The 25,486-nt window shown below is 61.0% G+C and carries 15 protein-coding genes and 2 pseudogenes; 6 read left to right on the top strand and 11 right to left on the bottom strand.

The features are described from left to right. Positions 1-5: 5 nt before the first annotated feature. The 3 genes from WBR57_RS06645 to WBR57_RS06635 are packed head-to-tail and all read right to left on the bottom strand — an operon-like array spanning position 6 to position 2,132. On the bottom strand, positions 6-194 hold the full coding sequence (locus WBR57_RS06645; RefSeq protein ID WP_424083152.1) for a hypothetical protein: 189 nt from the start codon (positions 192-194) through the stop codon (positions 6-8). Continuing rightward, positions 184-1,242, bottom strand: coding sequence for a GGDEF domain-containing protein (locus WBR57_RS06640; RefSeq protein ID WP_424083151.1), 1,059 nt, complete (start codon positions 1,240-1,242; stop codon positions 184-186). The genes WBR57_RS06645 and WBR57_RS06640 overlap by 11 nt, the downstream gene beginning before the upstream one ends. 26 nt (positions 1,243-1,268) lie before the next feature. Next, positions 1,269-2,132 carry a hypothetical protein gene (locus WBR57_RS06635; protein WP_424083150.1) on the bottom strand — a complete coding sequence of 288 codons (864 nt, stop codon included), beginning with the start codon at positions 2,130-2,132 and terminating at the stop codon, positions 1,269-1,271. Between the two features lie 372 nt (positions 2,133-2,504). On the opposite strand from WBR57_RS06635, the gene WBR57_RS06630 reads away from it, so the two are divergent. From WBR57_RS06630 to WBR57_RS06620, 3 genes and pseudogenes are all read left to right on the top strand, one after another. Next, entirely contained in the window at positions 2,505-3,395 is an 891-nt protein-coding gene (locus WBR57_RS06630) for a bestrophin family protein (RefSeq protein ID WP_424083149.1), read from the top strand. A 144-nt stretch (positions 3,396-3,539) separates the two neighbouring features. Next, positions 3,540-4,613: pseudogene (locus WBR57_RS06625) on the top strand (HAMP domain-containing protein); the annotation flags it as partial. Between the two features lie 333 nt (positions 4,614-4,946). Beyond that, positions 4,947-5,483, top strand: a pseudogene (locus WBR57_RS06620) (methyl-accepting chemotaxis protein); the annotation flags it as partial. A 19-nt stretch (positions 5,484-5,502) separates the two neighbouring features. Here WBR57_RS06620 and WBR57_RS06615 read toward each other — a convergent pair. The 7 genes from WBR57_RS06615 to WBR57_RS06585 all read right to left on the bottom strand — a co-directional run bounded on the left by WBR57_RS06615 (position 5,503) and on the right by WBR57_RS06585 (position 17,630). Continuing rightward, entirely contained in the window at positions 5,503-8,607 is a 3,105-nt protein-coding gene (locus WBR57_RS06615; RefSeq protein WP_424083148.1) for an autotransporter outer membrane beta-barrel domain-containing protein, read from the bottom strand. Positions 8,608-8,711: 104 nt separating this feature from the next. Continuing rightward, positions 8,712-9,740 carry a fimbrial protein gene (locus tag WBR57_RS06610; protein ID WP_424083147.1) on the bottom strand — a complete coding sequence of 343 codons (1,029 nt, stop codon included), beginning with the start codon at positions 9,738-9,740 and terminating at the stop codon, positions 8,712-8,714. A gap of 2 nt (positions 9,741-9,742) precedes the next feature. Next, positions 9,743-12,250, bottom strand: coding sequence for a fimbria/pilus outer membrane usher protein (locus tag WBR57_RS06605; protein WP_424083146.1), 2,508 nt, complete (start codon positions 12,248-12,250; stop codon positions 9,743-9,745). A 121-nt stretch (positions 12,251-12,371) separates the two neighbouring features. Further along, positions 12,372-13,067 (bottom strand): fimbrial biogenesis chaperone, encoded by a 696-nt coding sequence (locus tag WBR57_RS06600; protein ID WP_424083145.1) that lies wholly within the window; start codon positions 13,065-13,067, stop codon positions 12,372-12,374. Between the two features lie 91 nt (positions 13,068-13,158). Continuing rightward, positions 13,159-13,677, bottom strand: a complete 519-nt coding sequence (locus WBR57_RS06595) for a fimbrial protein (protein WP_424083144.1) — start codon at positions 13,675-13,677, stop codon at positions 13,159-13,161. Between the two features lie 411 nt (positions 13,678-14,088). Further along, the gene (locus tag WBR57_RS06590; protein ID WP_424083143.1) at positions 14,089-14,739 is read right to left on the bottom strand and encodes a response regulator; all 651 of its coding nucleotides are present in this window, start codon (positions 14,737-14,739) and stop codon (positions 14,089-14,091) included. A gap of 17 nt (positions 14,740-14,756) precedes the next feature. Then, positions 14,757-17,630 (bottom strand): ATP-binding protein, encoded by a 2,874-nt coding sequence (locus WBR57_RS06585; protein ID WP_424083142.1) that lies wholly within the window; start codon positions 17,628-17,630, stop codon positions 14,757-14,759. A gap of 344 nt (positions 17,631-17,974) precedes the next feature. Here WBR57_RS06585 and WBR57_RS06580 point away from each other — a divergent pair, with 344 nt between their 5' ends. Continuing rightward, complete coding sequence (locus tag WBR57_RS06580) at positions 17,975-21,706, top strand: membrane-bound PQQ-dependent dehydrogenase, glucose/quinate/shikimate family (RefSeq protein WP_424083141.1); 3,732 nt, start codon at positions 17,975-17,977, stop codon at positions 21,704-21,706. Positions 21,707-21,749: 43 nt separating this feature from the next. Here the strand turns inward: WBR57_RS06580 and WBR57_RS06575 are convergent, their stop codons facing one another. Further along, entirely contained in the window at positions 21,750-22,922 is a 1,173-nt protein-coding gene (locus WBR57_RS06575) for a XylR family transcriptional regulator (protein ID WP_424083140.1), read from the bottom strand. Positions 22,923-23,061: 139 nt separating this feature from the next. Here WBR57_RS06575 and xylA point away from each other — a divergent pair, with 139 nt between their 5' ends. Together xylA and xylF are read left to right on the top strand one after the other, a co-directional pair. Further along, positions 23,062-24,378, top strand: a complete 1,317-nt coding sequence (xylA, locus tag WBR57_RS06570) for a xylose isomerase (protein WP_424083139.1) — start codon at positions 23,062-23,064, stop codon at positions 24,376-24,378. Between the two features lie 106 nt (positions 24,379-24,484). Then, the gene (gene xylF, locus WBR57_RS06565) at positions 24,485-25,486 is read left to right on the top strand and encodes a D-xylose ABC transporter substrate-binding protein (protein WP_424083138.1); all 1,002 of its coding nucleotides are present in this window, start codon (positions 24,485-24,487) and stop codon (positions 25,484-25,486) included.

Raw genomic sequence — 25,486 nt, 5'->3', positions numbered from 1 at the left:
TGGATTCAGGCTGGCTGCTCACTGTGCGCATCCGCCGTGGGCTCGACGGCGCCGAAAGTCAGTGCATCGATCCGCCCTTGCAGCCGCTCGACAAACTGCTGGGCCTCCAGCCGCGTGGTGAACATCAGGCTGAGTTCGCCCAGATGTAACAGACAGCCTTTGGGTGCATCAACGTCCTCAAGTTCAATCTTCATATGCCTTCCTTACTGTTGGGTTGACTGAGCCGTGACAAACCGGTGCACCGTTGAAATACACGCGGTCCTTACCGTTGCCTTTGGAGGCGTACAGGTTGCGATCCGCGCACTTGAGCACCGCCGACATCTCGGCCCCGCCCGTAAACCGCGCCAGGCCGGCGCTGCAGGTGTAGTTATGCGGTGGCGCGACACTGCAGCGGATCGCCTGCAGCAGGCGCAGTGCGTAATCGGTGGCGGCCCACGGGTCATCGCCCACCAACAGCACACCAAATTCCTCGCCGCCGATACGACCGACGCTGTGACTGCCCTGCGTGGACTTCAGGCAATCGGCCATGGCGCACAGGATCTTGTCGCCGACGTCGTGGCCAAACTGGTCGTTCTTCAACTTGAAACCGTCGATATCCAACATCATGAAGTAGCCGCTTTCGCCCGCCGCTAGCAGCTTGGCGAAGCTCTCCATCAAGGCCCGGCGATTCAACAGGGAGGTCAGGTAATCGGTTTGCGCCATGACGCGAAACTCACTCTCCACCAGCAGCACCGAACGCAGATTTTTCAGGTAGAAAAAATTCAGCACAAAACCAATCGACACCGACGCCGCGCAAAAGATAAACAGGTAAATCTCCACGCCCTGGTAAAGGCCCAATTGGACAAAGGGCCACGTCACTAACCAGACCGCCGCTGCGGCTATCAGGAAATCCTCGGCAACGATAAACAGGATCGCGCTGCTGACCACCAACGTCACTGCCAGGGGCAGCGCAAACACCTGCAGTTGCGGACTGATGCGGATCACGTAGGCAAACCCCGCGCTGAGCAGCGCCATATAGATCACACCCAGCGCCCGCCAGACAAAATAGTTCGTTGCAGCGCGGTGAAATCGATACACGGCAAACAGGCAACCCGTGATAACCGCCAGGTCCACGCCAGACGTTTTCTCGCGGTCAGCCAGCAACACGCTCAACCACGCAATGATCCCGATCAACTCAACGTGGGCAACCGCAGGCGACAGCAACCGCTGCATTCGCGGTCTGATTCTTAAATTGGCCGGCATCCTCACACTCCCTGCGCATTAGTTGCTCACCGACGTTCGCCTTGACCCAATTCAATACATTGCAGGCTGATAGCAAACCAATAAGCCATGAACCGCCTGACCAAACTCACAAAAGGCGGAAGCACTTCCAGTACCGTTTTTGAATGCACTTTGAAATAGCCCCGGCTGGCCCCCTCCTGGACCAGCCGGATGATATGAGTCTTGGACACGGACAATTGCCTGGCGAGTGACAGATAAGAAGACACCCTGAAACTTTCACCGTTAGTGTTCGGCACGCATGCATCGATATAAATTGCCAGCATCAATAGATGCCCCGCGTCACGCTTAACCAGCCAATCACATTCAGGCACTGCGACGTCAATGGTCAACTGACGTTGAAGAACAATGGCGAACCCCTTGAAGTAACATTCCAGCACCGAGCGATCATCCAGTTCGGGCATCTGCTGAAAAATCGCTTTCTCGGCACACATCAAGGCCAGCGGCTCCAACACCGATGCCAGCATCAACCGCACTTCCTGGCACGCCAAAGGCGATGGGCTGAACACCCGGAAACGGCTGTCATCCGGGTGCCCTTTCACGCCCATGAAGCCCAAGGCCCTGAACACCAGGAACAGGGATTCCAGGCTATTTTTCGAACAGAACCCACGCGCCGCACAAAACGCCTTGACCTCGGACAGCAAGGGCGCCGGTTTGGAGAAGTATTCGCTGAGTAAGGTGAACGACACCATCAAACGGTTGAGTTGCAACGCGCTTTTATAAAAAAAGGGTCGTTTTGAATAGGGAACAAGCAACATTGCATAATGCGAACGTATGCATGCTTCAAAATCCGCATGGCGCTCAAAACCCTGCGCCGACTCATCTATAGCCAATTGCAACGCACTGACGCGCATGAGAAAGAGCCCTGATCACCCAACTTGAATCCACTGATCTCAGCCACAGAACTTCTGCAACCGGGCCTCATAACAACGTGCGTCGAAAACAACGCCACTGGTGGCGTTTTGCCTTGGGCGCACTATATCCGGGTTACTTGAGGCGACCACATCGCTACCAAAATTGTTCCAGAGGCCAATTCGTCATTAAGCGCATTATTACAAAATCGTATTTTGTGACATTTTCTTACATTTAACCTGCTAACTAACGCGACTACGCGAGAGCGAGGGCAGCCAGTAACTTAAACGATTCAGGCCCCGGCGCGAACCTTTCACCGCCAAACGGCGTCCGAGCTAAGGCACTGTTGCCTACCGCCTCCGCGAGGTCCTCGTTTGAAAGACGCTATCGCCAAGAAATACCGCCTGGTCATCAAGACCATGGGCTACGTGGGCTGGTCGTTGTTCTGGCTGTTGCTGTGGGACGTCGCCGTCACCGTGGACTTCATGCTGTTCCTGACCGCCAAGATCAATCTGCCGCTGATGCCGCTCACCCTGCTCGGTTCGGCGCTGGTGGTGCTGATCAGTTTCCGCAACAGCAGCGCCTATAACCGCTGGTGGGAAGCCCGCACGCTGTGGGGGGCGATGGTCAACAATTCGCGCAGCTTTGCACGCCAGGTGCTGACCCTGCTCGATGACCACGGCAGCGAGGTCAACCCGGTCAAGGCCACGCTGCTGCGTCGCCACGTGGCCTACGTGAACTGCCTGGCCGCGCACCTAAAAGGCGAGCCCTGCCCTGACGAGATCCGCGCGTTCATCCCCGCCGAGGAGTTCGCGCGCAATGGCGCCACGAATAACTTTGCGAATGACATCCTCACCGGCTCGGCGGCGCTGCTGGCCAAGGAATACAAGGCCGGGCGCCTGGACAGCATTCGCCTGGCGCGGGTTGAGTCGACCCTGGTGGACTTGTCCAACGCCCAGGGCGGCATGGAGCGGATCGCCAACACGCCGCTGCCCTACCCCTACGTGTATTTCCCACGGCTGTTTATTTCGCTGTTCTGCCTGATCGTGCCGGTCGGCCTGGTGGAATCCCTGGGCTGGTTCACGCCGCTGGCGTCGACGGTGGTGGGCTTTATGCTGCTGGCCATCGAACGCATCGGCACCGACCTGCAAAGCCCGTTCCGCTCCAGCGAACACCAGATCCAGATGGAAACCATCTGCGAAACCATCGAGAAAAACCTGCAGTCAATGCAGCGTGATGCGCTCGGCGGCGAGCGCATCGGTTAAACCCGCCCTCCGGCCTCAAGTGCGTGCCCCCGCGGTCGATATACAGGGGGTACGCATGGGCCACACCCCCTTCATAACAACCATGCGACGCTCGACGCTACTGTTTTCTCCTTGCCAAAACTATAAATACCCGCGGGTGAAGTCATGAATATCAAGCAGAAGCTGACCTGGGCATTTGCGGGCATCGCCTGCCTGCCGGTCATCCTGGTGGCCATTCTGGTCGTGTTGAATGTGCGCGAGGGGGCCCTGGCGAATTTCCTCGACAGCAGCGGGCGCGAGATCCGCCAGATCGACAATGGCATGAAGCAGTTCTTCGACGGCATCAGCCAGAACGTCGATTTCGTCGCCAAGGACCCGCGCGTGGTCGCGGCCAAAGACCTCAAGAGCTACGCCGGCGCCGACGCCGCACAAATCCCCCTGACCCCGACCAATACCGAGCTGCTGGCGATTTTCGACCAGTTTGCCAAGAGCCATCCCAGCACCGCCTATCTGTCCCTGGGCTTGAAGGACGGCGGCTACGCCAGCTGGCCAGACGACACCAAACTGAATAACTACGACCCGCGGGTGCGCCCCTGGTACCAGGCCGCTCTCGCCGCACCGGGCAAAACCGTGCGCACTGGCGCCTACTATTGGGCGCCGGACGATGTCTCGCTGATCGGCACCGTGCACACCGTCGCCGACGCCTCCGGCAATATCCTGGGGGTGGTCGGCCTGGACGTGTCGCTCAAGCAGCTCACCGAACTGGTGCGTACCATCAAGCTGGGCGACAGCGGCTACCTGATGCTGGTGGAAGCCAACGGCAACGTGCTGGTGGACCCCAGCGACGCCAAACACAACTTCAAGCCCCTGGCCGACCTGGGCCCCAACTACGCCGAACTGGCCAAAGGCGGTGACGGCGTGACCCAGATCGACATCGATGGCGTGCCCTACATGGCCAACGTGGTCAGCTCCAAAGACCTGGGCTGGCGCTTTATCGGCCTAATCAAGCGCGATGAAGTGATGGCCGGCGCCACGCGCCTGACTTGGCTGATCGCCGCCATCGCCGCCGCGCTGGCCGTAGTGTTCGCGATTGTCGGCGCCAGCTTTGCCAGCGTGATCGTGCGCCCGATTCGCGGCGTTGCCGACGGCCTGCAAGAGATTGCCGAAGGTGAAGGCGACCTGACGCGCCAACTCAAGGTGCAAGGCAAGGACGAAACCGCCAGCCTGGCCGGCTGGTTCAACCAGTTCCTGAGCGTGATCGCGCAGTTGGTGCAGCGCATCGGCAACGCCTCCTCCGACCTGCAGACCGCCGCCGCCGACACCAGTGAGGTCGCGCACAACATGAACCAGGCCGCCGGTCGCCAACGCGAAGCCGTGGAACTGGTGAGCACCGCGTTCAACGAAATGGTGGCCACCGCCAACGAAGTCGCGCGCTCGTGCAGCGCCGCCGCCACCAGCGCAGACGAAGGCTACCGCGATGTGCACGACGGTCAGCAGCATATCGGCGAAGCCACCGGCAGCGTGCTCAAGCTGAGTGAAGACCTGCAAAAGTCGACCCAGACCATGCAACTGCTGGAGCAGGACAGCAAAAACATCAACACCATCCTCGACACCATCCGCTCAATTGCCGAGCAGACCAACCTGCTGGCGCTCAACGCGGCCATCGAAGCGGCGCGCGCCGGTGACCAGGGCCGTGGCTTCGCCGTGGTGGCCGACGAGGTACGTGCCCTGGCTCGCCGCACCGCTGACTCCACCGGCGAAATCGACAGCCTGTTGGGCAACCTCGCCCGCCGTACCCAGGAAGTCACCCAGCAGATGCAGGGCAGCCTGCAGGTGTCGCACACCAGCGTGGAACGCATCCAGCAGGCGCGCGACAGCTTCGACAAAATCCGTGGTTCGGTGGATTCGATCCGCGACCAGAACACCCAGATCGCCACCGCCGCCGAGGAACAGCACCAGGTCGCCGAGGAGATCAACCGCCACATCGCGCAGATCCATGCCGATGCGCAATTGGTGGAGGGTTTTGCGCATTCGGCGCAGACCGGCTCTGGGCGCTTGACCGATATTTCCGGGCAGCTCAAGGGGTTGGTGGGACGCTTCAAGTTCTGACACTTTGCGCAGCGCGGTCTTACCACGTCAGCCGGTAACCAAGGTTCAGCGCCCACGGGCGCTTCTGGGTTGAGCTGTCACTGGTCTCGACATCGGCATACACGTGCTGACCCCGCCCCAGTGCACCGGTGATCCCGGCACCCGCATACCAGCCGCCGCCGTTACCGTCGGGGTGGCTGCTGATGCCGTTGGTCTGGACCTGGTTGCGCGCCGACAGGTCCTGAATCCAGCCGGCCTTGAGGTACGGCTGGATCGCGACGTCGTTGTCCAACTGCAACTGTCGGCCAACCCGTGCGCCGCCGCGCAGCTGGGTTGAAACGCCGCTGTCAGCGTCAACCCGCATGCCGTTGCTCAGCCGGTAGCGGTCACCGCCGCCGTACAGCGCCGACAGCTGCGCCTGGGGTTCGACGAACCAGCCGTGGCCGATATCCAGGCGCTTGCCGGTTTCCACCGAAAGTCCGGCGCCGGTGCTGTGGGTTTTGCCGCTGACGCGTTGGCCATCGGTACCGTCTACATCGAAACGGCTGGACCAGCGATTAAGCGTCAGCACGCTGTCGGTGTACCAGCCGGAATCGTCGAGGTAGGTGGCGTAGGTGCCGATGTAGTAGCTTTCGAGCGTGCCGTTACCCTCGCCGTTGAAGCTGCGATTGGCGTGGCTGTAACCGGCCAGGCCGCCGAGGATCAGCGAGCCGGTGCTGCGCGCCATCCGCCCGTCCACACCCATTTGAACGCCGTTGATGTTCTGCGTGAAGTGCCGTCCTGCCCCGTTGTCCAGTTGCTGCTCCTGGCCGTAGCCACGCATCCACACGCCTTCGCGCTGGCCGTCGCCACGCACATCGCCCAGACGCTGGATCAGGCTGCCGCGCTCGGCGTCCCAGGTGTCGCGCAAGGTTGCCAGTGCACTGCTGTTGATCGCGGCACTGGCCGCGGTAGACAGTTGCTCGGTGGTGTTGACCAGGCTCCACTTCGCATCGCCGGCCGCGCTGTCGTCACGCTGTAACGTGTAGCGGTAGGTGCCCACATCCACCTCCTGCCCACGGTTGGCCAGGGTAAAGCCGCCAGTGCCACCCTGGCTGTCGATCATGAGTAATTTTTGCCCGCCGCTGGAAGGCTCGCTGCCACTGTTGCGCACCAGCAACTGGTTGTTTCCGGTCACCTCCCCCCCTACCTCCATCCGGTCACCCCGCAGCGCGCCCAGGTCAGTGTTCATGATGTACTGCCCGTCGCCCTCAAGGTCGCCGGCCACGCTCAGGCGCATAAACTCGCCTGCCGCCGAGCCGGCAAATTCCACGGTGCCGTTGTTGGTCAGCTGGCCGATGCTGGAGTTGCCGCGCATCAGCCAGGTGCTGCTGTCGTCCAGGCTGAGGCTGGAACTCAACGGCGTGTCATTCACGGCACCTTCAAAGTACGACCTGTTCTGCAGGCCCAACTGCAGCACGCCGCTCTCCACGAGGATATCGCCGTCGATCAGCGAATGGTCGCTGTCCAGGGTCACCTGCTCTGCCGCCACCCCATTGGCGCCGTCGGTGATCCACACGGCGGTACCGGGCTGGTCGGCGCTGCGCCCCCCCAGGCTGGCGTTGGTCAGGTGGCTGAGCAAGCTGCCGCCGGCGACGCGCAATGCGGCGCCGTTATGCGCCAGGACCGTGCTGTCCGACAGGTCGATCTGGTTGGTGACGCCCGCAACGGTCGCCTGGCTGACCAACCCGTAGGCCTTCTCTCCAACAGTCTCGATGTGGGTGCCGGCCAGGTCTGCCGTGGCATTGTTGCTGACCGACAAACCATAGGCCGAGTTGCCTTCGGTGCGCACGTCGGTGCGGGTGCTCTGCAGGCTGGCGCCGTCGCCGGATACGATCAGGCCATGGCTGAGGTCGCCGTGGGTCAGGACCTGGCTGTCGGCCAGCGTTATAGCTGTACCGCCCAGCCGGGCAAACGCCCCGGCCGAGCCATCACCAAAGGTTTCGATCAGTACGTTCTTTACATCGAACGTCGCACGGGGGCCACCGGCCTGGCTACCGATCACGTCGGTGGAGGCATACAGCCCGTGGGATGAGGCGCCATGGGTGACCACGCTGCCGCCGTCCAGCTGGAAGGTACCGGCGCGGTTGTCCACGCCGGCACCCTGCGCACCCCACGTTTCCAGCTGGCTGTCGTGCACGTCGGCGTGGCTGTCGCTGCCGGGCATCCAGAGCGCCGAACCGTTGTCGCCCTCAGCGGTCACGTGGGAGTCGTAAAGCTCCAGGGACGCGCCTGTGGCGTCGAGGTTGATACCGTTGCCGGTTTGGGAGAGGACTTGCGAATTGCGCACCACTGCCGTCCCACCACCGTTGGGGGAGCTGGGCCGAATCAGGATGCCGTCCGTCTTGGCCTTGATGCTGCCGTTGCTGAATTCCAGACGTCCCTCTTGCATCTCAACGCCCTGGGCCCCGTCCGATTGCGCGGTCACGCCGTCGGCGGTCACCACGGTGTCCGCACCGGTAATGGCAATCGCGGCGGCATTGCCATGGGCAGTCGCGGTGACACTGTTCAACTTGATGCGAGCCCCCTGCTGCGCCCGCACTGCATAAGCGGCGTTGCCGGTGGTCGATACGCGCGTGCCGGCGGCGCTGATGCTTGAACCGTCGCCCATGGCTGAAAGCCCATCGGCCATGAACCCGGTGGTGGTCACCGTGCCGCCGACCAACTGCGCGCTGGCCCCCTGGCCCACCAGGACCCCACGGCCCCGCTCGCCGTCGGTGGTGATGTCGGTCTGTCCCAGTTGCACATGCGAGCCGGCACCGCTGGCGCTGGCCCCATCGCCGAAGTAGCCGCTGGCCTCGATCGTCGAGCCTTGCAACGTCCCCCGCCCGCCGCCCTGCACTTGCAACCCGGTCACCGCCTCATTGGGCCCGCCGGTGGTGGCCTGGATATCCATGCCGGTCCCGATGAATTCATTCTGGCCGCCCACCACGCGAACAGCAGCACCTTTGCCGGTAAAGGACACCTGGTCGTTATCCAGCACCAGCAGTTCGCCCGCTTCGGACGACACATCAACGGCACCGATTGGGGCCGCCTGTGCCGGCGACAGTGCAACTAAGAGCGCGTAACTGATTGCATAACTGAGTGGCTTCTTTTGAAGGTTCATCTATCCCGTCCTTGACGTTAGTTGTGATCCACAAAAGCGCTCGGCAACAGAAAGCCGCCATCCTCTAAGTCAGAGACGGTTTGGCGGGGCCTTGAGAGCGCCGTTTATTGATACTTCACAGTGACCGTTGCGGTACCTTTTACTTGCCCGGGCGTCACGCAATGATTGCCGCCGGCACTTTGGTAATAGCGCACTAAGTAGGGCAAGTTAAAACTCGTCGAGTTATTCAGTACTGTGCCTATTACAGGGGTAGCGCCCAGCGGCACGGGCTGCCTGCTGGAGGCATCCAGTACCTGCAACGCCACACAAGACGCGTAGTTGTCGCCGGTCTGCGGTTTGATCAGGCCCAGGCTGCCGTCGGGGATGAACCTGTCTGCATCCAGGGTCAGGGTCACAGCGCCGTTGGCCCCTGTACAGGTAAAGGGCACGTTAAAAGAGGTCTCGCCCGTGGTCGAGCCCTGCCCGGTAAAGCGCCCGAAAGGCACGGGGGCCAGGTCTACGCTGAGGTCGCCGATGGAGCAGGTGCCGGTTTCCGGCACGATCTCGCTGCCGCCTCCGGTGATGCGCGTGGTCAGGAACACACCGCTGTTGAACGGGTAAGTCGATTGCGCTGTGTTGTTGGTATAGGTGCCGCCGGCCAATGCACCGGAACCTAGCGTGTCACTGAGCTTGATCAACTCGACGACCACTGTTCCACTCACATTGAATACCAAGGTATTCTGCGCCGCCGACCCACTGACACCCGGCATCCCGAGTTGCCAGGTAGTCTTTTCTCCGGCATAAAACGCTGAAGCGGATTGTGCGGGTATCCAACTTGTACGCATGCCGACACCGGCGATATTAGTGGTGTAGACGTTAGTTATATTGGTGGCTGTGCCTTGTACGACCCGCCATTGCGTGGTGTCACCGGGCTTGCAGGAAACAATGGAGAAAAAACTGCCGACAATAGGAAACTCCTTGCTATAGAACACATCACCAATAGCGACCCCCGAGGGTACTGATATACGCCCCATGGTTATATCCACGACCGCACCTTCCTGATAGTTGGGCATCATCCCGCATACCGCATAAGCGGAAGTTGAAAGCATCACGCCGACAACCAGCTGCAACACTGCATAAATAAATCTGCTCATCGTCATCGGCTGCTCAGCCGTGTGCCTTCGCGTTGCAGGCACGGCGCTTGCGTTTGCAGCAACCCCTTGGCACCGCTGGCGGTTTTACTGCCGAACCGATACGCAACCTGGCAGGTCGAGTCGTCCGGCAGGTTCACGCTCAGCGCACCGTCGTCATCGATGCCCTGAACGAAGAGGTTATTGCCCTGCCCGACCACGCCGACCACATTGCCCCGCTCGTCACGCACGTCCGCGCCGAACGGCAATTTGAGGCTGCTGCCATTGGTGATATGAATCACCGCCGTCTGCCCGACCCGTGTCTGGAAGTCGACGCGGACAATCGCGCCGGCAAAAGGCGCGACCTGTTGCGTGGTGTTCTGAAACGTGACATCCATCGAGCTGCCCTTGGGGTCCAGATTGATGTTGTTCATGCGGTAAGGCGATAGATACGGCATCACGCCATAGCCGTTTTTGTCGATGACCAGCCCCGAAAGCCCGCCAATACTCGCGCCCTCGCCGCCCGGTGCGGAGACCAGCGCAATGGTGTCGCCGGTGTTCGGCGACAGGGTTACGCCACCGCTGTGCACCACCAGGCTGCCGTCGCTGCCCAGCGACGTCGACTTGTAGTCCCCGCCTTGTTCATAGGAGGCGCGCACGGTGCTGCGGTTGCCGCGGTATTGCGCGTTGACGCTGCCCGAGCCTGACGTCCTGGTGTCCGTGGCCTGGGTCACCCCGTAACTCAGGCGGCCGGCGTCATCGGCCACACCACTGAGGTAGTTGCGCAGCGTGCTGCCCTGCCCGTGGCCGCCGGTGTATTGGGTGCTCAGCGTCGGCGACTTGGCCCCGCTGCCCAAGGGAATATTCAGGCTCAGAAAATACTGGGTCTGGGCGCCGAGAAACTCATCGTTATTACGGCTGGCGGAAACGCTGTAGCTGACATCGCCGACGCTGCCGTTGAAACCGACTTCGAACTGCCGGCTCGAAGCGCCCGAACCGCCCCAGGTCTTGCTGGTACTGCCGGTCAGGAACAAGGAGCCATAGGTGCCCACCGGCTGATTGAGGCTGATATCGAAGCGGTCACGTTCATTGCCATACCACAGCCACTGGTCCTGATACCCCGGGACCTTGACGCGTTCGCGCGCGTCGACCGCCTGGGACAGCGTCATGTATTGGGAGGACGAGTAGCGGTACGCAGCGAGGGTAAAATTGGTCCGCGTCTCGCTCAGCATCTTGCTGTACGCCACTTTGACGCTGTGCCCCGAGGCGGAACCGCTGCGACCGCCCAGTTGGGTGGTTTCCTGGGTCAGATCGACCGAAAACGCCCCCAGCGCGGTGTTCAAGCCGACCCCGGCAAGCCCTGCATGAAACCCTTCGCTGACCTGAAAGCCGCCATAACCGGTCAGGCTGTTGCTCAAGCCGTAGAACAAGGTGCCCTGGAACAGGTGGGCGTTGTTGTTCAGGTTCTGGTTATACAACTGGCCGGCCACCAAATCGTATTTGGCGTGCCCCGGTCGCATCAGGTTAGTGATCGACGAATAAGGCACATCGAAGCGCCGCTCGCTGCCGTCAGCCTCGGTGACGACCACATTCAGGTTGCCGCCGTAGCCCGTGGGGTAGAGGTCATCGATCACAAAGTTGCCGGGGGTCACGGTGGTCTGATAAAGCTTTATATCGTTCTGCCATACCTCGACCCGGGCGTTGCTGCGCGCAAAACTGCGGATCACCGGCGCAAAGCCGATTTGCGAATCGGGATACATGCGCTCGTCCGACGCCAGGCTGACACCCCGCACGGCGATGCTGTCAAACCCTACGCCCTTGGTATTGATCTCGCCCAGGGTCACCTGGCTCTTGAGCTGCGCCACCGGCCGCTGCAGGTAGGTGGACATGCGGTTCCACTCGGTTTTGCCACCCTGGGTCCAACTCAGGTTGCCGTTTTGCCGGAATTGCCAGAGGCCGACGTTAAACCCGCCACGCAAGCCCAGGTAGGCCGAGTCGTTGCTGCCGTAATTGTCGTTCTGGGTGGTGAAATAGTTGAGGTTGTAATCGAGTTTCGCCGCCGTTATGCCCGCGTCCCAGAACTCCGGTTCCACATAGCCACGGGGAATACGCCGCAGGTTGGCCTGGGGTATCTGCAGGTAGAGTTTCTGCTCGCTGATATCGGCATAAGATGCCGTGTTCGGGAGCACCGCCTTGAGCTTGCGGCAACCGTTGAACGGCACCAGGGGCTGCATGTCGATGCCCAGGCGCTTCATCGCCGCCGCGGTGAAACAGGCTTGCGCGATTGTGCTGTTGGGCTCATCCACAAACTCGACCTTGGCGCGTGTCACCTGTTTGCCATTGATGTAAATGTCCAAATCGTAACGTCCTGGCAATACCGGGTTGCCTTTCTGGTAGCGCGACATATCCGTGCGTTTGGCGTTGCCCACCAGAAAAGAACTGGTGAATTCGGCATCCTGAAAGTCCACCTGTGAGGCGGCCGCCGGCAGCACCGGTTCGTCCGCCATCACGTTGTCGTCTGCCCAACTGAACACCAGGCACACCACCGCCCAGAAACGAACGATTGAGCATGACGGTGCCGTCAGAAATACTTTTCTGCTGAGTATCGATCGGTCAAAACGGTTCATAGACTTTTAACGAGAGAGATAATTAAACTTAATCAATCCGTGAGTTCACGACTTTTAATGCACCGTAGTCGTTAATGTAATGAAACCGCACGCCATCTTCCTTGATATCAGGTGCGGGCGTTACCTGCGGGCTTAGTTCAAATAACACTTGGCCGCCCGGCGCAACCATATGCGTACCGTCGGTATTAGCGAAGACCTTGCCCGCCTGCCGCACCTGCACATCCGCAAATGAGATATACAAACCCGAGGCATTATGGCAGCGCAACGTTATCCGCCCTCCCTTACTGAAAACATGCCACTTCAAGTGCTGCGCAGCCTCATGCAGCGGCATGCCCAGTTTCGTCGGGCGATAAAAAACTTTTATTCGGTTTTGGATAGCCAGCAACAAGTTGTTCTTGTTCTTCGACTTTTCCGAAACCGGCGGCACCTCAAGTACATTGAGCCAGAACAACGTCTCACGATCTTCAGGCAGTGCCGAACCGTTGAATAGAATGCGCAAGGTCTGCGAGGTCTGGCCTTCGATACGGGTCAGGGGCGGCATGATCAAAAACGGGGCGGAGCTGGTTTCCGGGGTGGAGTCGCTGGCCCCGTCATCCATCCACGATTGCACCAGCGCCGGGGCCGTACCCTTATTCGACAGGGTCAGCGTGACTTCACGTTCGCCGCCAGGGTAAATCAAGCGCGTGCCGCCCAGCACAACATTGGCGCGCGCATCGAAACTCATCACGTAAATGAGCAGACAGCCAATTAACAGTCGATATATCCGCATAGTCGGGGTAGTCCCCTCTGCGCAGAGACTGCGCAGAGGGACGTTCTCAGTTATAGCTCAGTTGGTATTTAACCTGGCTCTTGACCAGGCCCGCAGTGGACTTGCCGGTCGCGTAGTACTGAACGCCGTAGATCATTTCACCCGCGCCGTTGTCCACGGTGAAGCTATTGGCAGCGCCGGCATCACCGGGCTTGATCACCGAGTTGTCTGCGTAGTTGTACAGCTGCATGCCGACGTTGGTGGCGGAGGTTTCACCGCTCAGCTGGTTCTTCAGCACGCCCGAGCTGATATCGACCAGGTTGGCGTCATACAAAAATTGTGCGCGAACATTGGTCACCGTCGGCGAGCATTTGTTGACGGCAATACGGAAGTTGGACGGCAGCGCGGTAGCGCCAGCCTGGGCCAGGTCAGCGACTTTGGCGGTGGCCAGGTCCACGGTGAAATCCCCTGCAGTACCGGTGGTCACTTCGCACGTTTCGTCAGTGATTTTACCGTTGAACGTAATGGTTCCGGCTTCCGCGGCGCTGGCACTGTTGGACAACATCAGCAAACCGAAAACGCCCACAACAGCCGCATGCACAGGCAAAAAAAGGTGTCTTTTCATACTCGATTTTCTCTCAATACTTTATTCAATGACGGTGGGTAAATAATGCTTCACAGGGTCTAACTTCAATTACTTAGCGACTCAATAAAAACCTCCTTAGTTGATGTTTTATCCTTTTTCCGGGCACAAAGCAGCCGTCGCCTTAACATGCATTACTGATGCACAACTGCGATATCAATCTGCGATTTATTAGTGACAACAAGCACTGGAGCGTGCGTAACTTGCACGCTCGCTGCAGGTAGCAATGCAGCCTGACACTGTGGGCGACATTATGCGGACGGGCCCGAAAGCTGTCTTTAAGATCAACCTGAAATTTCGCTCAGATTGAGAACTTTCTTATTCCGCTCTACCCAGTAAGCCACTGTGCATGGCTTACAGAAAGAGGTGGGTATCCGCACAGAACGCCAGCAATGCCTGATCATTCTCAACCCCCAGTTTGCGCATGGCCGAGACTTTTTGCGCGCTGACCGTTTTGGTACTTCGGTGCAGTAATGCCGCCACTTCGCGCCCACTCAGGCCTGACACGAAGTGGCGCAGCACTTCATATTCGCGCACTGTAAGCCGGGCAATCCGCGCTTGCACTTGTTGCTCGCCGGGCGTTCCCGGGTCCGCCGGGATCAGCGGCGCCGGTCGATATTTACGCCCCTTTGACAGCGCCCGCAGTGCCAGGGCGATTTCATTGAAATCGCCACTCTTCAGAATCACGCCCCAAACACCCAGGTCATACAGACTGCCGAGGATCAGCGGATTGGAAAGCATGGTGAACACCAGGATGCGCGTATCGCTGAAATGTCGGCACAGGTACTCGATCATTTGCAGCCCATCACCGTAAGTGTCGTCACCTGGCATGTTGTAATCGGCAATCACCACATCCGGCGACAGTGCTTGATGCAACTGCACCAGTTCAGTTGGTCCGCTGGCTAGGCCCACCACCTCAAATCGCTCATCGCGCTCAATGATTTCCTGCACCGCCATTGCCACAATCGGATGATCGTCGGCTATTACCACCGTGGTTTTTATCATGGTTGTTTTATCCAGTCTCAGTCATTTGATGGAGGTGCACGGCGTGCAATCCCCTCCAGTAATCGCTCGATATCATCCATGAATGCAAAGACGCTCTCGGGTATGTCATGCCCTCCCAGTATCTGCTTCTCCAAGGTTTTGCAGGTGTGTTCCAACTGTTTGGCCTGCACCGCCGCCAACGCGCCGCGCAAACGGTGCAGCTGCTGCACAATCGCGGTGACGTGCCGGTGCTCGCAGGCATCGCGCAGCGCTTGCATATCCACGCGCATGGTTTTCAGGAACAGCTCACGCATGCGTGGCGAAAGCTCAACGCGGTCCGGCGGTTCCTTGAGCTGTGGGTCGGGCCCTTCCACCTGTCGGCAGTAACGGCGCAACACCGTGTACAAATCCCGCAGACTCACGGGTTTGACCAACCAGGCATCCACGCCCGCTGCGACGAACCGCTGGGTCTCCTCCTGCATGGCGCTCGCGGTCACGGCAACCACCGGCAGCCGCGCACCCTGTCGGCGCAACGCACGCACCAGCTCCAGACCGTCCATCAGCGGCATGTTGATATCGGTCAGCAGCGCATCGAAACCGGGCGTCCAGCGCGCCAGTGCCGCATGCCCATCACTGGCCAGGGTCACGTGACAGCCGAGCTGCTCAAGTTGCTCTTTGAGCAACTGCTGGTTGATCGGATTGTCTTCGGCCACCAGCAGGTTCAACCCCAACTTTCCTGGGCGATGGGTCTGCCGGGCAGGCGTGGGTGTCGGCAGGTCGCGCAGCACCAGGGCAAGGCTGACGCTGAAGGTGAAAGTACTGCCCACCCCAGGCTCACTGCTGACGGTCAAACGGCCCCCCATCAGGCGCGCAAGGTGCGCGCAGATGGACAAGCCCAGCCCGGTTCCGGCGACGGGATGGGCGTGCCGATGAGCCTGGTAGAACGGTTCGAACAAATGGGCTTGCTGGTCGACGGCAATCCCCATGCCGGTATCCTTTACCTGCCATTGAAGGGTCGCCGTCTCGTCGGCGAGCGCCGCACTCAGGTACAGCGTCACGCTGCCGTTTTCGGTGAACTTGAGCGCATTGCTCAGTAAGTTGGTCAGCACTTGCCGGATACGCCGCACATCACCTTGCATGACACCCGGCACCTCCCCGTCCATACACAGGTGCAACTGTAGGCCCTTGCCCACGGCGGTGCCGGCGTATTCAGCCACCACATCCTCGGCCAACGCCCTTGGGCTGAAGTCGGCAAACTCGAGCGCCATCTCCCCGGCCTCGATCTTTGACACGTCCAGCACATCACTGACCAATTGCAGAAGAATCGCCGAGGAGCGCTCGATAATTTGCAGGTAGTTGCTCTGCTGGGCGGTCAGCTCGGTGAGCCCCAGCAACTCCAGCGTGCCGAGCGCGCCGTAGAGCGGTGTGCGGATCTCATGGCTGATGGTCGCCAAGAAGCGCGACTTAGCCTCACTGGCCTCAGCCAGTTTCTGCTCGACCGCCTTGTGTGCGCTGATGTCATTGAACGCACAGAGCACCACATCCTCACCGCGATAGCGGGCCGACGCGAAACTGCCATGCAGCGTGTGACCGCTCTGGCTTTGGAAGATCACGTCACCGTCGGGCCGAGCCGGGTTCGGGTTGAGCCCCCAGTGCTCGCGCAGTGTTGCCAACTCATGGGCATCGCCGAGCAGGCGCTCCGCCAGTGGGTTTTGCATGATCAGGTAACGGTCGGCGCGGCGCAGTACACACAGTGCCACGGGGGCGGTCTGGATTACCGTGCGGCTGAAGGTGTCGCTTTCAACGATCTCCAGATGGGCCTGGCGCGCCGGGGAAATGACCTTGCGCGCGTACCAGCGGATCGCGGCCCAACTGCCGAACAGGCTCACCAGCAGCAAGCTCGCACCACCGAGCAACTGCCACTTGGCATAGCCGAAAAAGCTTTGGTAACTCAGCCCGTACAGCGCCACCCAGCCGCCGGTGTTGGCGCCGCCCATCTTGAATACCAGGCCATCAAGCGTGGCATTCAGGCCCTGCCCGTAAGTTTGCACCGCGCCGACTGTGTCGATCAGCGAGTCCCCCCGGGGAGACAACAGTTGCAACCGGTCGTAGATCGGGCGCTCGAACAACTGCTCCGGATCATTGATGCGTTCCAGGTCCAACAGGGTGGCCGCAATGATCCGGCGTTCCGGGGTCCACCAGAGGGCATCGGGTAGTTGGAAATCCAGATAGCTCAGCAGCTCACGGGACTGTCCGTTAATAAAATTCTGCGCCCGCGCCCAGCGCACCCCCGCGTCAGTCGGTGCTGGCCCGCTGGCCTGTAACGCGGCGTAGACCTTTTCAACAGTTGCCAGGTAGTTTTGCGCCGTCAGCTGTGGGCGCCCAGGAAACCGGTCGATCGCCGGCACGGCCATGCTGGTATTGCCCTGCGCGCCAATCACAAACACCTGCGGTGAGGGGTAGACGGAGGTACTCCAGAAATAGCTATAAAAATTGGCGAGCATCATGCCCAGCCCGAAATTGCCCGGATGCGGGCCGGTGGTTGTATGGCGTTGCGCCAGGGTGAACGGCATCGAAAACGTATATTGCGCGCCTTCGAAGATCCGCACACCCGGGTCATCCACCACCACTCGGCTGCCCGCGCCAATGCCTGGTATCGGCTGGCGTTGCGAGGTCTGGTTGCCATGCCGGGCGATCCGGGTGATGAAGACTTCGTGCTGGCGGATATCGCCCACCAGCCGGTTGAAATGCAGCATTACCTTATTGCGTTCTTCAGTGACCACTTTGCTCAGCGCCCAATAACAGGCGGCCAGCATCAGCAGATTAAGGAACACCGCACAGATCAGCACGGTATTGAGGCGCAGGGACGTGTTGGCGAGCTTGCGTATCAAGCTGTAGTTGCGTTCTGGCATAGGTACGAGGTCCGGTCTCGGAAGACGGCACGGCTGAAGCGGCATAAAGCTGAACGCTGCATGCCGCCGCTGGAAGTGAGTATGGCGCATACCCACACTTATGCCCTGCTGGTTCGACCCAAGCGTCTGCGGGGCTCAAATGTGTGCCGATTTGGAAAAGGGCAGCGTTTATACCAGCACATCCACAGTCCGATATTGATCCAGATCAACATCCAGCCAGCCTTTTTTAACGACGGGCTATCATCACCCTATCGGTAACAGACTATTGCGGACTGCAATGTACTAACTGGTTACTTATGTTGCTAAAATCGCGTCTTTGCCACTCTCAATAGAGTCCTGTCGACATGAAACGAGCATCGAGCGCCACCGGCGCCTCTAGATTCCTCCTGCTGGGCCTGGGCGTGATCATCGCCCTGCTCGGCCTCGCGCTGGCCGTTGGCGGCGCCAAACTGGTCAGCCTCGGCGGCTCCTGGTACTTCCTGGTTGGCGGCGTGGCCATGGCCATTGCCGGCCTGCTGATTGCCCGGCGCAACCCCGCGGGCGCGTGGCTGTTCGCCGCGTTCCTGGTGGGCACGGCGATCTGGGCCGTGGCGGACGTGGGCCTGGTGTTCTGGCCACTGTTCTCGCGGCTGTTCATGTTTGCAGCGATCGGCATGGTGGTGGCGCTGGTGTACCCGCTGCTCGCCGGCCGTCCTGCACGCGGCGCCTATGGCGTTGCCGCTGTGCTGGCAATCGGCGTGGCGGTGGCGGCGGGCAATATGTTTGTCGCCCACCCCAGCGTGGCACCGACCGGCGCCGGCCCTGGCATCACCCCGGTAGCCGCGGCTGACGCACAGAAAAACTGGGCGCACTACGGCAATACCGAAGGTGGCAGCCGCTTCGCTGCGCTGGACCAGATCAACCGCGACAACATCGACAAACTCAAAGTGGCGTGGACCTACCACACCGGTGATGTGGCCATCAGCGACGGCAACGGCGCCGAAGACCAGCTGACCCCGCTGCAGATCGGCAACAAGGTGTTTATCTGCACGCCGCACAACAACCTGATCGCCCTTGACGCCGACACCGGCAAAGAGCTGTGGAAGAACGAAGTCAACGCCAAGTCTGCAGTTTGGCAGCGTTGCCGTGGCATGGCGTATTTCGACGCCACCGCGCCGATTGCCCAGCCGACCCAGCCGAACAGCTCGCCGATCATGGCCGCCAGCCTACCCGCCGGTGCGCAGTGCCAGCGCCGCTTGCTGACCAACACCATTGATGCGCGCCTGATCGCAGTGGATGCCGACACCGGCAAATTCTGCGAAGACTTCGGCACCCATGGCCAGGTGGATTTGAAAGCAGGCCTGGGCAATGTGCCCGACAGCTACTACCAACTGTCCTCGGCGCCACTGATGGCCGGCACCACCGTGGTGGTCGGCGGTCGCGTCGCGGACAACGTGCAAACCGACATGCCGGGCGGCGTGATCCGTGGTTTCGATGTGCTCACTGGCCAGATGCGCTGGGCCTTCGACCCGGGCAACCCAGAAGACAAGCAGGCCCCGACCGGCGACAAGACCTACGTGCGCAGCACCCCGAACAGCTGGGCGCCGATGTCCTACGACCCGCTGATGAACACCGTTTTCCTGCCGATGGGCAGCTCGTCCACCGACATCTACGGTGTGGAACGCACCGAACTCAACCACAAATACGGCGCTTCGGTACTCGCGCTGGACGCCTCCACCGGTGCTGAAAAGTGGGTGTACCAGACCGTCCACAACGACCTGTGGGACTTCGACCTGCCGATGCAGCCAAGCCTGATCGACTTCACCCCACCCGGCAGCGACAAGGCGGTACCGGCGGTGGTGATCGGCACCAAGGCCGGGCAGATCTACGTGCTCGACCGCGCCACCGGCAAGCCGCTGACCGAGGTCCAGGACGTACCGGTCAAGGCCGCCAACATCCCCAATGAACCCTACTCGCCAACCCAGCCAAAATCGGTGGGCATGCCGCAGATCGGTGCGCAAACCCTGACCGAATCGGACATGTGGGGCGCCACCCCGTACGACCAGCTGCTGTGCCGCATCGACTTCAAAGGCATGCGCTACGACGGCCTGTACACCGCGCCGGGCACCGATAAATCCCTGAGCTTCCCTGGCTCCCTGGGCGGCATGAACTGGGGCAGCCTCTCGACCGACCCGGTGCACGGTTTTATCTTCGTCAACGACATGCGCCTGGGCCTGTGGATCCAGATGGTGCCAGGGCAGAAAAATGCCCAGGCCTCGTCCGGTGGCGAAGCGCTGAACACCGGCATGGGCGCCGTTCCGCTCAAAGGCACGCCGTATGCGGTGAACAAAAACCGCTTCCTGTCGGTGGCCGGCATTCCGTGCCAGGCGCCGCCCTTCGGCACCCTGACCGCCATCGACATGAAGACCCAGAAAATCGCCTGGCAAGTGCCGGTCGGCACGGTTGAAGACACCGGCCCGCTGGGCATCCGCATGCACCTGCCGATCAAGATCGGCCTGCCGACCCTCGGCGGTACCCTGTCGACCCAGGGCGGCCTGATCTTTATCGCCGGCACCCAGGACTTCTACCTGCGCGCCTTCAACAGCGCCAACGGTGATGAAATCTGGAAAGCCCGCCTGCCCGTCGGCAGCCAGGGTGGCCCGATGACCTACGTGTCGCCGAAAACCGGCAAACAGTACGTTGTGATCACCGCCGGCGGTGCACGCCAGTCCACCGACCGTGGCGACTACGTGATCGCCTACGCCCTGCCAAAACCCCCGGGTCGCGCGGTGCCCCCCCGGCACCGCGCCTTCTGCTTTGGAAGAACCCGCATGACCCCCTCTTCTCATGTTTCCCTTGGGCGCCTGTTGCTCGGCCTGGCCTTGGGTGCTGCCCTGCCCGTTCAAGCCGACGACACCACACTGACCGGCGATTGGGGCGGCCTACGCCGTGAACTCGACGCGCAAGGCATCCGCTTTACCGGCGACTACAGCGGCGAAACCGCCTACAACGCCCACGGCGGCCAGCACCGCTCGGCGCGCTACTCGCAAAACCTCAAGCTGGGCGTGCAGTTCGACCTGGGCAAGCTCTACGGCTTTAACAATGGCGACCGCATCCAACTGACCATCAACGATCGACGCGGCAACAGCGCCTCCGAAGACTTGGTGGGCAACCGCCTGCCGATTCAGGAAAACTACGGCGGCCTCTACACCCGCCTGACCGAGCTGAGCTACGAGCGCACGCTGTTCACCCCCGCGCTCAACCTCAAGCTCGGCTATATGGCGATGGGCAACGACCTCGGCGGCCTCGACAGCGGCATCCTGTGCAACTTCATGAACGCCGGTTTCTGTGGGCACCCGCTGAACATGTCCGGTGGCAGCGGCTGGACCAACTACCCGAATGCGCGCCTGGGCGCGCGGGTGAAATACGACTTCTCACCCAACTGGCAGCTGCGTGTCGCGGCGTTCAATGTCGACCCTGAGAGCAACGGCGACTCCAGCCGCGCCTGGCACCTAAGCCCCAAGCACACCACCGGCACCGTGGTGCCGATCGAGTTGGTGTACAAACACGCAGGCACCCTGCCGGGTGAGTACAAGCTGGGTTACTACTACGACAGCTCCGACGTGAAACGCATCGGCAGCGACAAAGAAGTCAGCGGGCGCGGCGGCCATTACCTGCTGATCGACCAGGCGGTGTGGGCTTCCGCTTCTTCGCCGGGCCGCGTGCTGCACGCCTTCGGCCAATACTCTGCCGCCAGCGAAGCCGCCTCGCCGTTCAGCAAGTGGTATGGCGCGGGCGTGGTGTTGTACAAACCGTTCGAAGGCCGACCACGGGACACCGTGGCCCTGGGTTATGGCCGCGCGGTGCCGAATACGCGCAGTCGTGATGTGCAAGAACAGGCAGCCTTCAACGCGGGGACGGATTACCCGAACCTCAACAACGCCGAACAGTTGATCGAACTCAGCTACGGCTACCAGGCCACGCCATGGCTGACCCTGCGCCCGGATGTGCAATACATCATCGAGCCGGGGGCGTTTTCCGGTGACAACATCGACAACGCGCTGGTGTTGGGTTTGCAGGTAAAAGCCGTGTTTTAACGCCTGAAACGCGGTCAAAAATGGGTTTCACCTTACTCTTGAGTCATGGGCCCTGCTGATACTCCCGCGGCGTACACCCAAATTCGCGCCGAAACACCGTGTGCAGGTACTGCGCCGACTTGAAGCCGCAGCTCGATGCAATATCGGCAATTGCCAGGGCCTGGTTTTCCAGGCCCTTGGCGGCAGCGGCGAGTTTGAAACGCAGGATCTCGTCATGCACGCTGCAGCCGCGCTCCTTGCGAAAATGCGACTCCAGCGACGAGCGCGAGACGCCGACATAGGCCGCCACCTGCGCAGTCTTGATCCCCTGGCAGGCGTACTGGCGGATAAACAACAGCGCCTGCATCACATACGGATTGCCCAACGGCTGATGAAGGCTGGACGCCTGCACGTTGATCGCGTCCGGCGGCACCAGAATCTGCGTGCCGGTGCAGGGTTTGCCGTGCAGCATCTGGTGCAGCAGCGCCGCCGCGGTGCGCCCCATGGTCTCGGTGCCCTGGATCACCGAACTCAGCGGCACCCGCGTGAGGGTGCGGGTCAGCGGGTCATTGTCGATGCCGATCAACGCCACCTCCTCCGGCACCGCAATGCCGGCGGTCAGGCAGGCTTGCAGCAGTTGCCGAGCGCGGGCGTCGGTGACGGCGATGATGCCGATCGGCTTGGGCAAGGCCTGCAGCCAGGCGATCTGCTGTTCCACCGCGCTGTCCCACAACGGTGCACTGGTGCCCAGGCCGCGATACACCTCAGCGTGCAGACCGTCGCGTTGCAGCAGGCGCTTGAAGGCTTTTTCGCGCTCCTGGGCCCAGCGGTTGGCCTGGGCTTCGGGCAGGCTGAAGCAGGCAAAGCGGGTCAACCCCGCGTCGATCAGGTGCTCGTACGCAAGCTTCATCAACGCATGGTTATCGGTGGCCACATAGGGAATGCCCTTGGGGTAGGCACGCGCATCCTGATACGAGCCGCCCACCGCCACCACCGGCAGCTTGATGTCGGCCAGCGCCTCGCCAATCAGCGGGTCGTCGAAGTCGGCAATGATGCCGTCGCCCTGCCAGCGTTCGATGCCTTTGAGGCGGCACAGGAAGTCTTCCTCGAGGAACAAGTCCCAGGACGCGCGGGTGCTGCTCAGGTAGTTGCCGATGCCGGTGATAATGCCCCGGTCGTAGATCTTGCTGCCGTTGAACAACAGCGCGATGCGGTGCACGGGCGGTAGGGTTTTCATTGTTTTTGTCCTTTTGCCGGTCGCTACAGACTAGTCCTCGCCACTCAAAATCGCACCCTGCTTTGGTGATTTTCATAATCGGCAGGCCAGGTGCCGTTGTTAGTATCCAGACACCGCCAAGAACAATAAGGAAAACGCCATGCCGTACTTCCCAGGTGTCGAGCAGGTCCGCTTCGAAGGCCCCAACAGTGACGCCCCCCTCGCCTTTCGCCACTACGACGCCAACAAGATCATCCTCGGCAAACCCATGCGCGAACACCTGCGCATGGCCGCCTGCTATTGGCACACCTTTGTCTGGCCCGGCGCGGACATGTTTGGCGTGGGCACCTTCAAGCGCCCCTGGCAGCGCAGTGGCGACCCGATGGAGTTGGCCATCGGCAAGGCGGATGCGGCCTTTGAGTTTTTCTCCAAGCTGGGCATCGACTACTACAGCTTTCACGACACCGACGTGGCGCCCGAAGGCAGCTCGCTCAAGGAGTACCGTGAGCACTTTGCTCAGATGGTCGACCACCTGGAACGCCACCAGGAACAGACCGGCATCCAGCTGCTGTGGGGCACCGCCAACTGCTTCAGCAACCCGCGCTTTGCCGCCGGCGCCGCGAGCAACCCGGACCCGGAAGTGTTTGCCTACGCCGCCGCCCAGGTGTTCAGCGCGATGAACGCGACCCTGCGCCTCAAGGGTTCCAACTACGTGCTGTGGGGCGGCCGCGAAGGCTATGAAACCTTGCTCAATACCGACCTCAAGCGCGAGCGTGAACAGCTCGGGCGCTTTATGCGCATGGTGGTCGAGCACAAGCACAAGATCGGCTTCAAGGGCGACCTGCTGATCGAGCCCAAGCCCCAGGAGCCGACCAAGCACCAATACGATTACGACAGCGCCACGGTGTTCGGCTTCCTGCACGAATACGGCCTGGAACACGAGATCAAGGTGAATATCGAGGCCAACCACGCGACCCTGGCCGGGCACAGTTTCCATCACGAGATTGCCACCGCCGTGTCCCTCGGGATCTTCGGCAGCATCGACGCCAACCGCGGCGACCCACAGAACGGCTGGGACACCGACCAGTTCCCCAACAGCGTCGAAGAAATGACCCTCGCCACCTATGAAATCCTCAAGGCCGGTGGTTTCAAGAATGGCGGCTACAATTTCGACTCCAAGGTACGCCGCCAGAGCCTGGATGAGGTGGATTTGTTCCACGGGCATGTCGCCGCCATGGACGTATTGGCCCTGGCGCTGGAGCGCGCGGCAGCGATGGTGCAGAACGACCGGTTGCAGCAGTTCAAGGACCAGCGCTATGCCGGCTGGCAGCAGCCGCTGGGCCAGGCCGTGCTGGCGGGTGAGTTCAGCCTGGCGTCACTGGCCGAGCACGCGTTTGAACACGAGCTGAACCCACAGGCCGTGAGTGGTCGGCAGGAGATGCTTGAAGGTGTGGTTAACCGATACATCTTTGGCTAAGTGGCTGTGACAGTGTGGCGAGCGGGCTTGCCACAGGTAATCCCAGCAGCCACAGCTACAGTCTTTGCACAGTGTCTTTCCAACAACAATAAAAGGACGCACCACCATGAAGCCATTCAAACGCACCCTGCTCGCCTCTGCCCTGGCCCTGCTGGCCCTGCCGGTGATGGCCGATTCTGCCCACCCCAAAATCGGTTTTTCCATCGACGACCTGCGCCTGGAACGCTGGTCCCGCGACCGCGATTACTTCGTCGCCGCCGCGGAAAAACTCGACGCCAAGGTCTTTGTGCAATCGGCCGATGCCAACGAGCAAAAGCAGATATCCCAGATCGAAAACCTGATCTCGCGCGGCGTCGACGTCATCGTGATCGTGCCGTTCAACGCCACCGTGCTGACCAACGCGGTGGCCGAAGCCAAGAAAGCCGGGATCAAAGTTGTCTCCTATGACCGGCTGATCCTCAACGCCGACATCGACGCCTACATCTCCTTCGATAACGAAAAAGTCGGCGAAATGCAGGCCAACGGCGTGCTGCAAGCGGCGCCCAAGGGCAACTACTTCCTGCTCGGCGGCGCGCCCACCGACAACAACGCAAAGGTCCTGCGCGAAGGCCAGATGAAAGTGCTGCAACCGTCAATCGACAAGGGCGACATCAAGATTGTCGGCCAGCAATGGGTCAAGGAATGGAACCCGACTGAAGCCCTGAGCATCGTCGAAAACGCCCTGACCCGAAACAACAACAAGATCGACGCCATTGTCGCCTCCAACGACGCCACCGCCGGCGGCGCGATCCAGGCCCTGGCCGCGCAGAAACTCGCGGGCAAAGTGCCGATCTCCGGCCAGGACGCCGACCTCGCCGCCGTCAAACGCGTGATCGACGGCACCCAGACCATGACCGTCTACAAGCCGCTCAAGCTGATCGCCACCGAAGCCGCCAAGCTCTCGGTGCAACTGGCGCGCAACGAGAAACCCACCTACAGCTCGCAATACGACAACGGCAGCAAAAAGGTCGACACCATCCTGCTCACCCCGACCCCGCTGACCAAGGCCAATATCGACCTGCTGGAGAAGGACGGGTTCTACACCAAAGAGCAGATTGCCGGGCAGTGA

It is taken from the genome of Pseudomonas sp., assembly GCF_049590575.1.
Taxonomy (GTDB): Bacteria; Pseudomonadota; Gammaproteobacteria; order Pseudomonadales; family Pseudomonadaceae; genus Aquipseudomonas.
The sequence above is the reverse complement of the archived record's forward strand: the minus strand, read 5'-3'. Positions and strand labels throughout refer to the sequence as shown.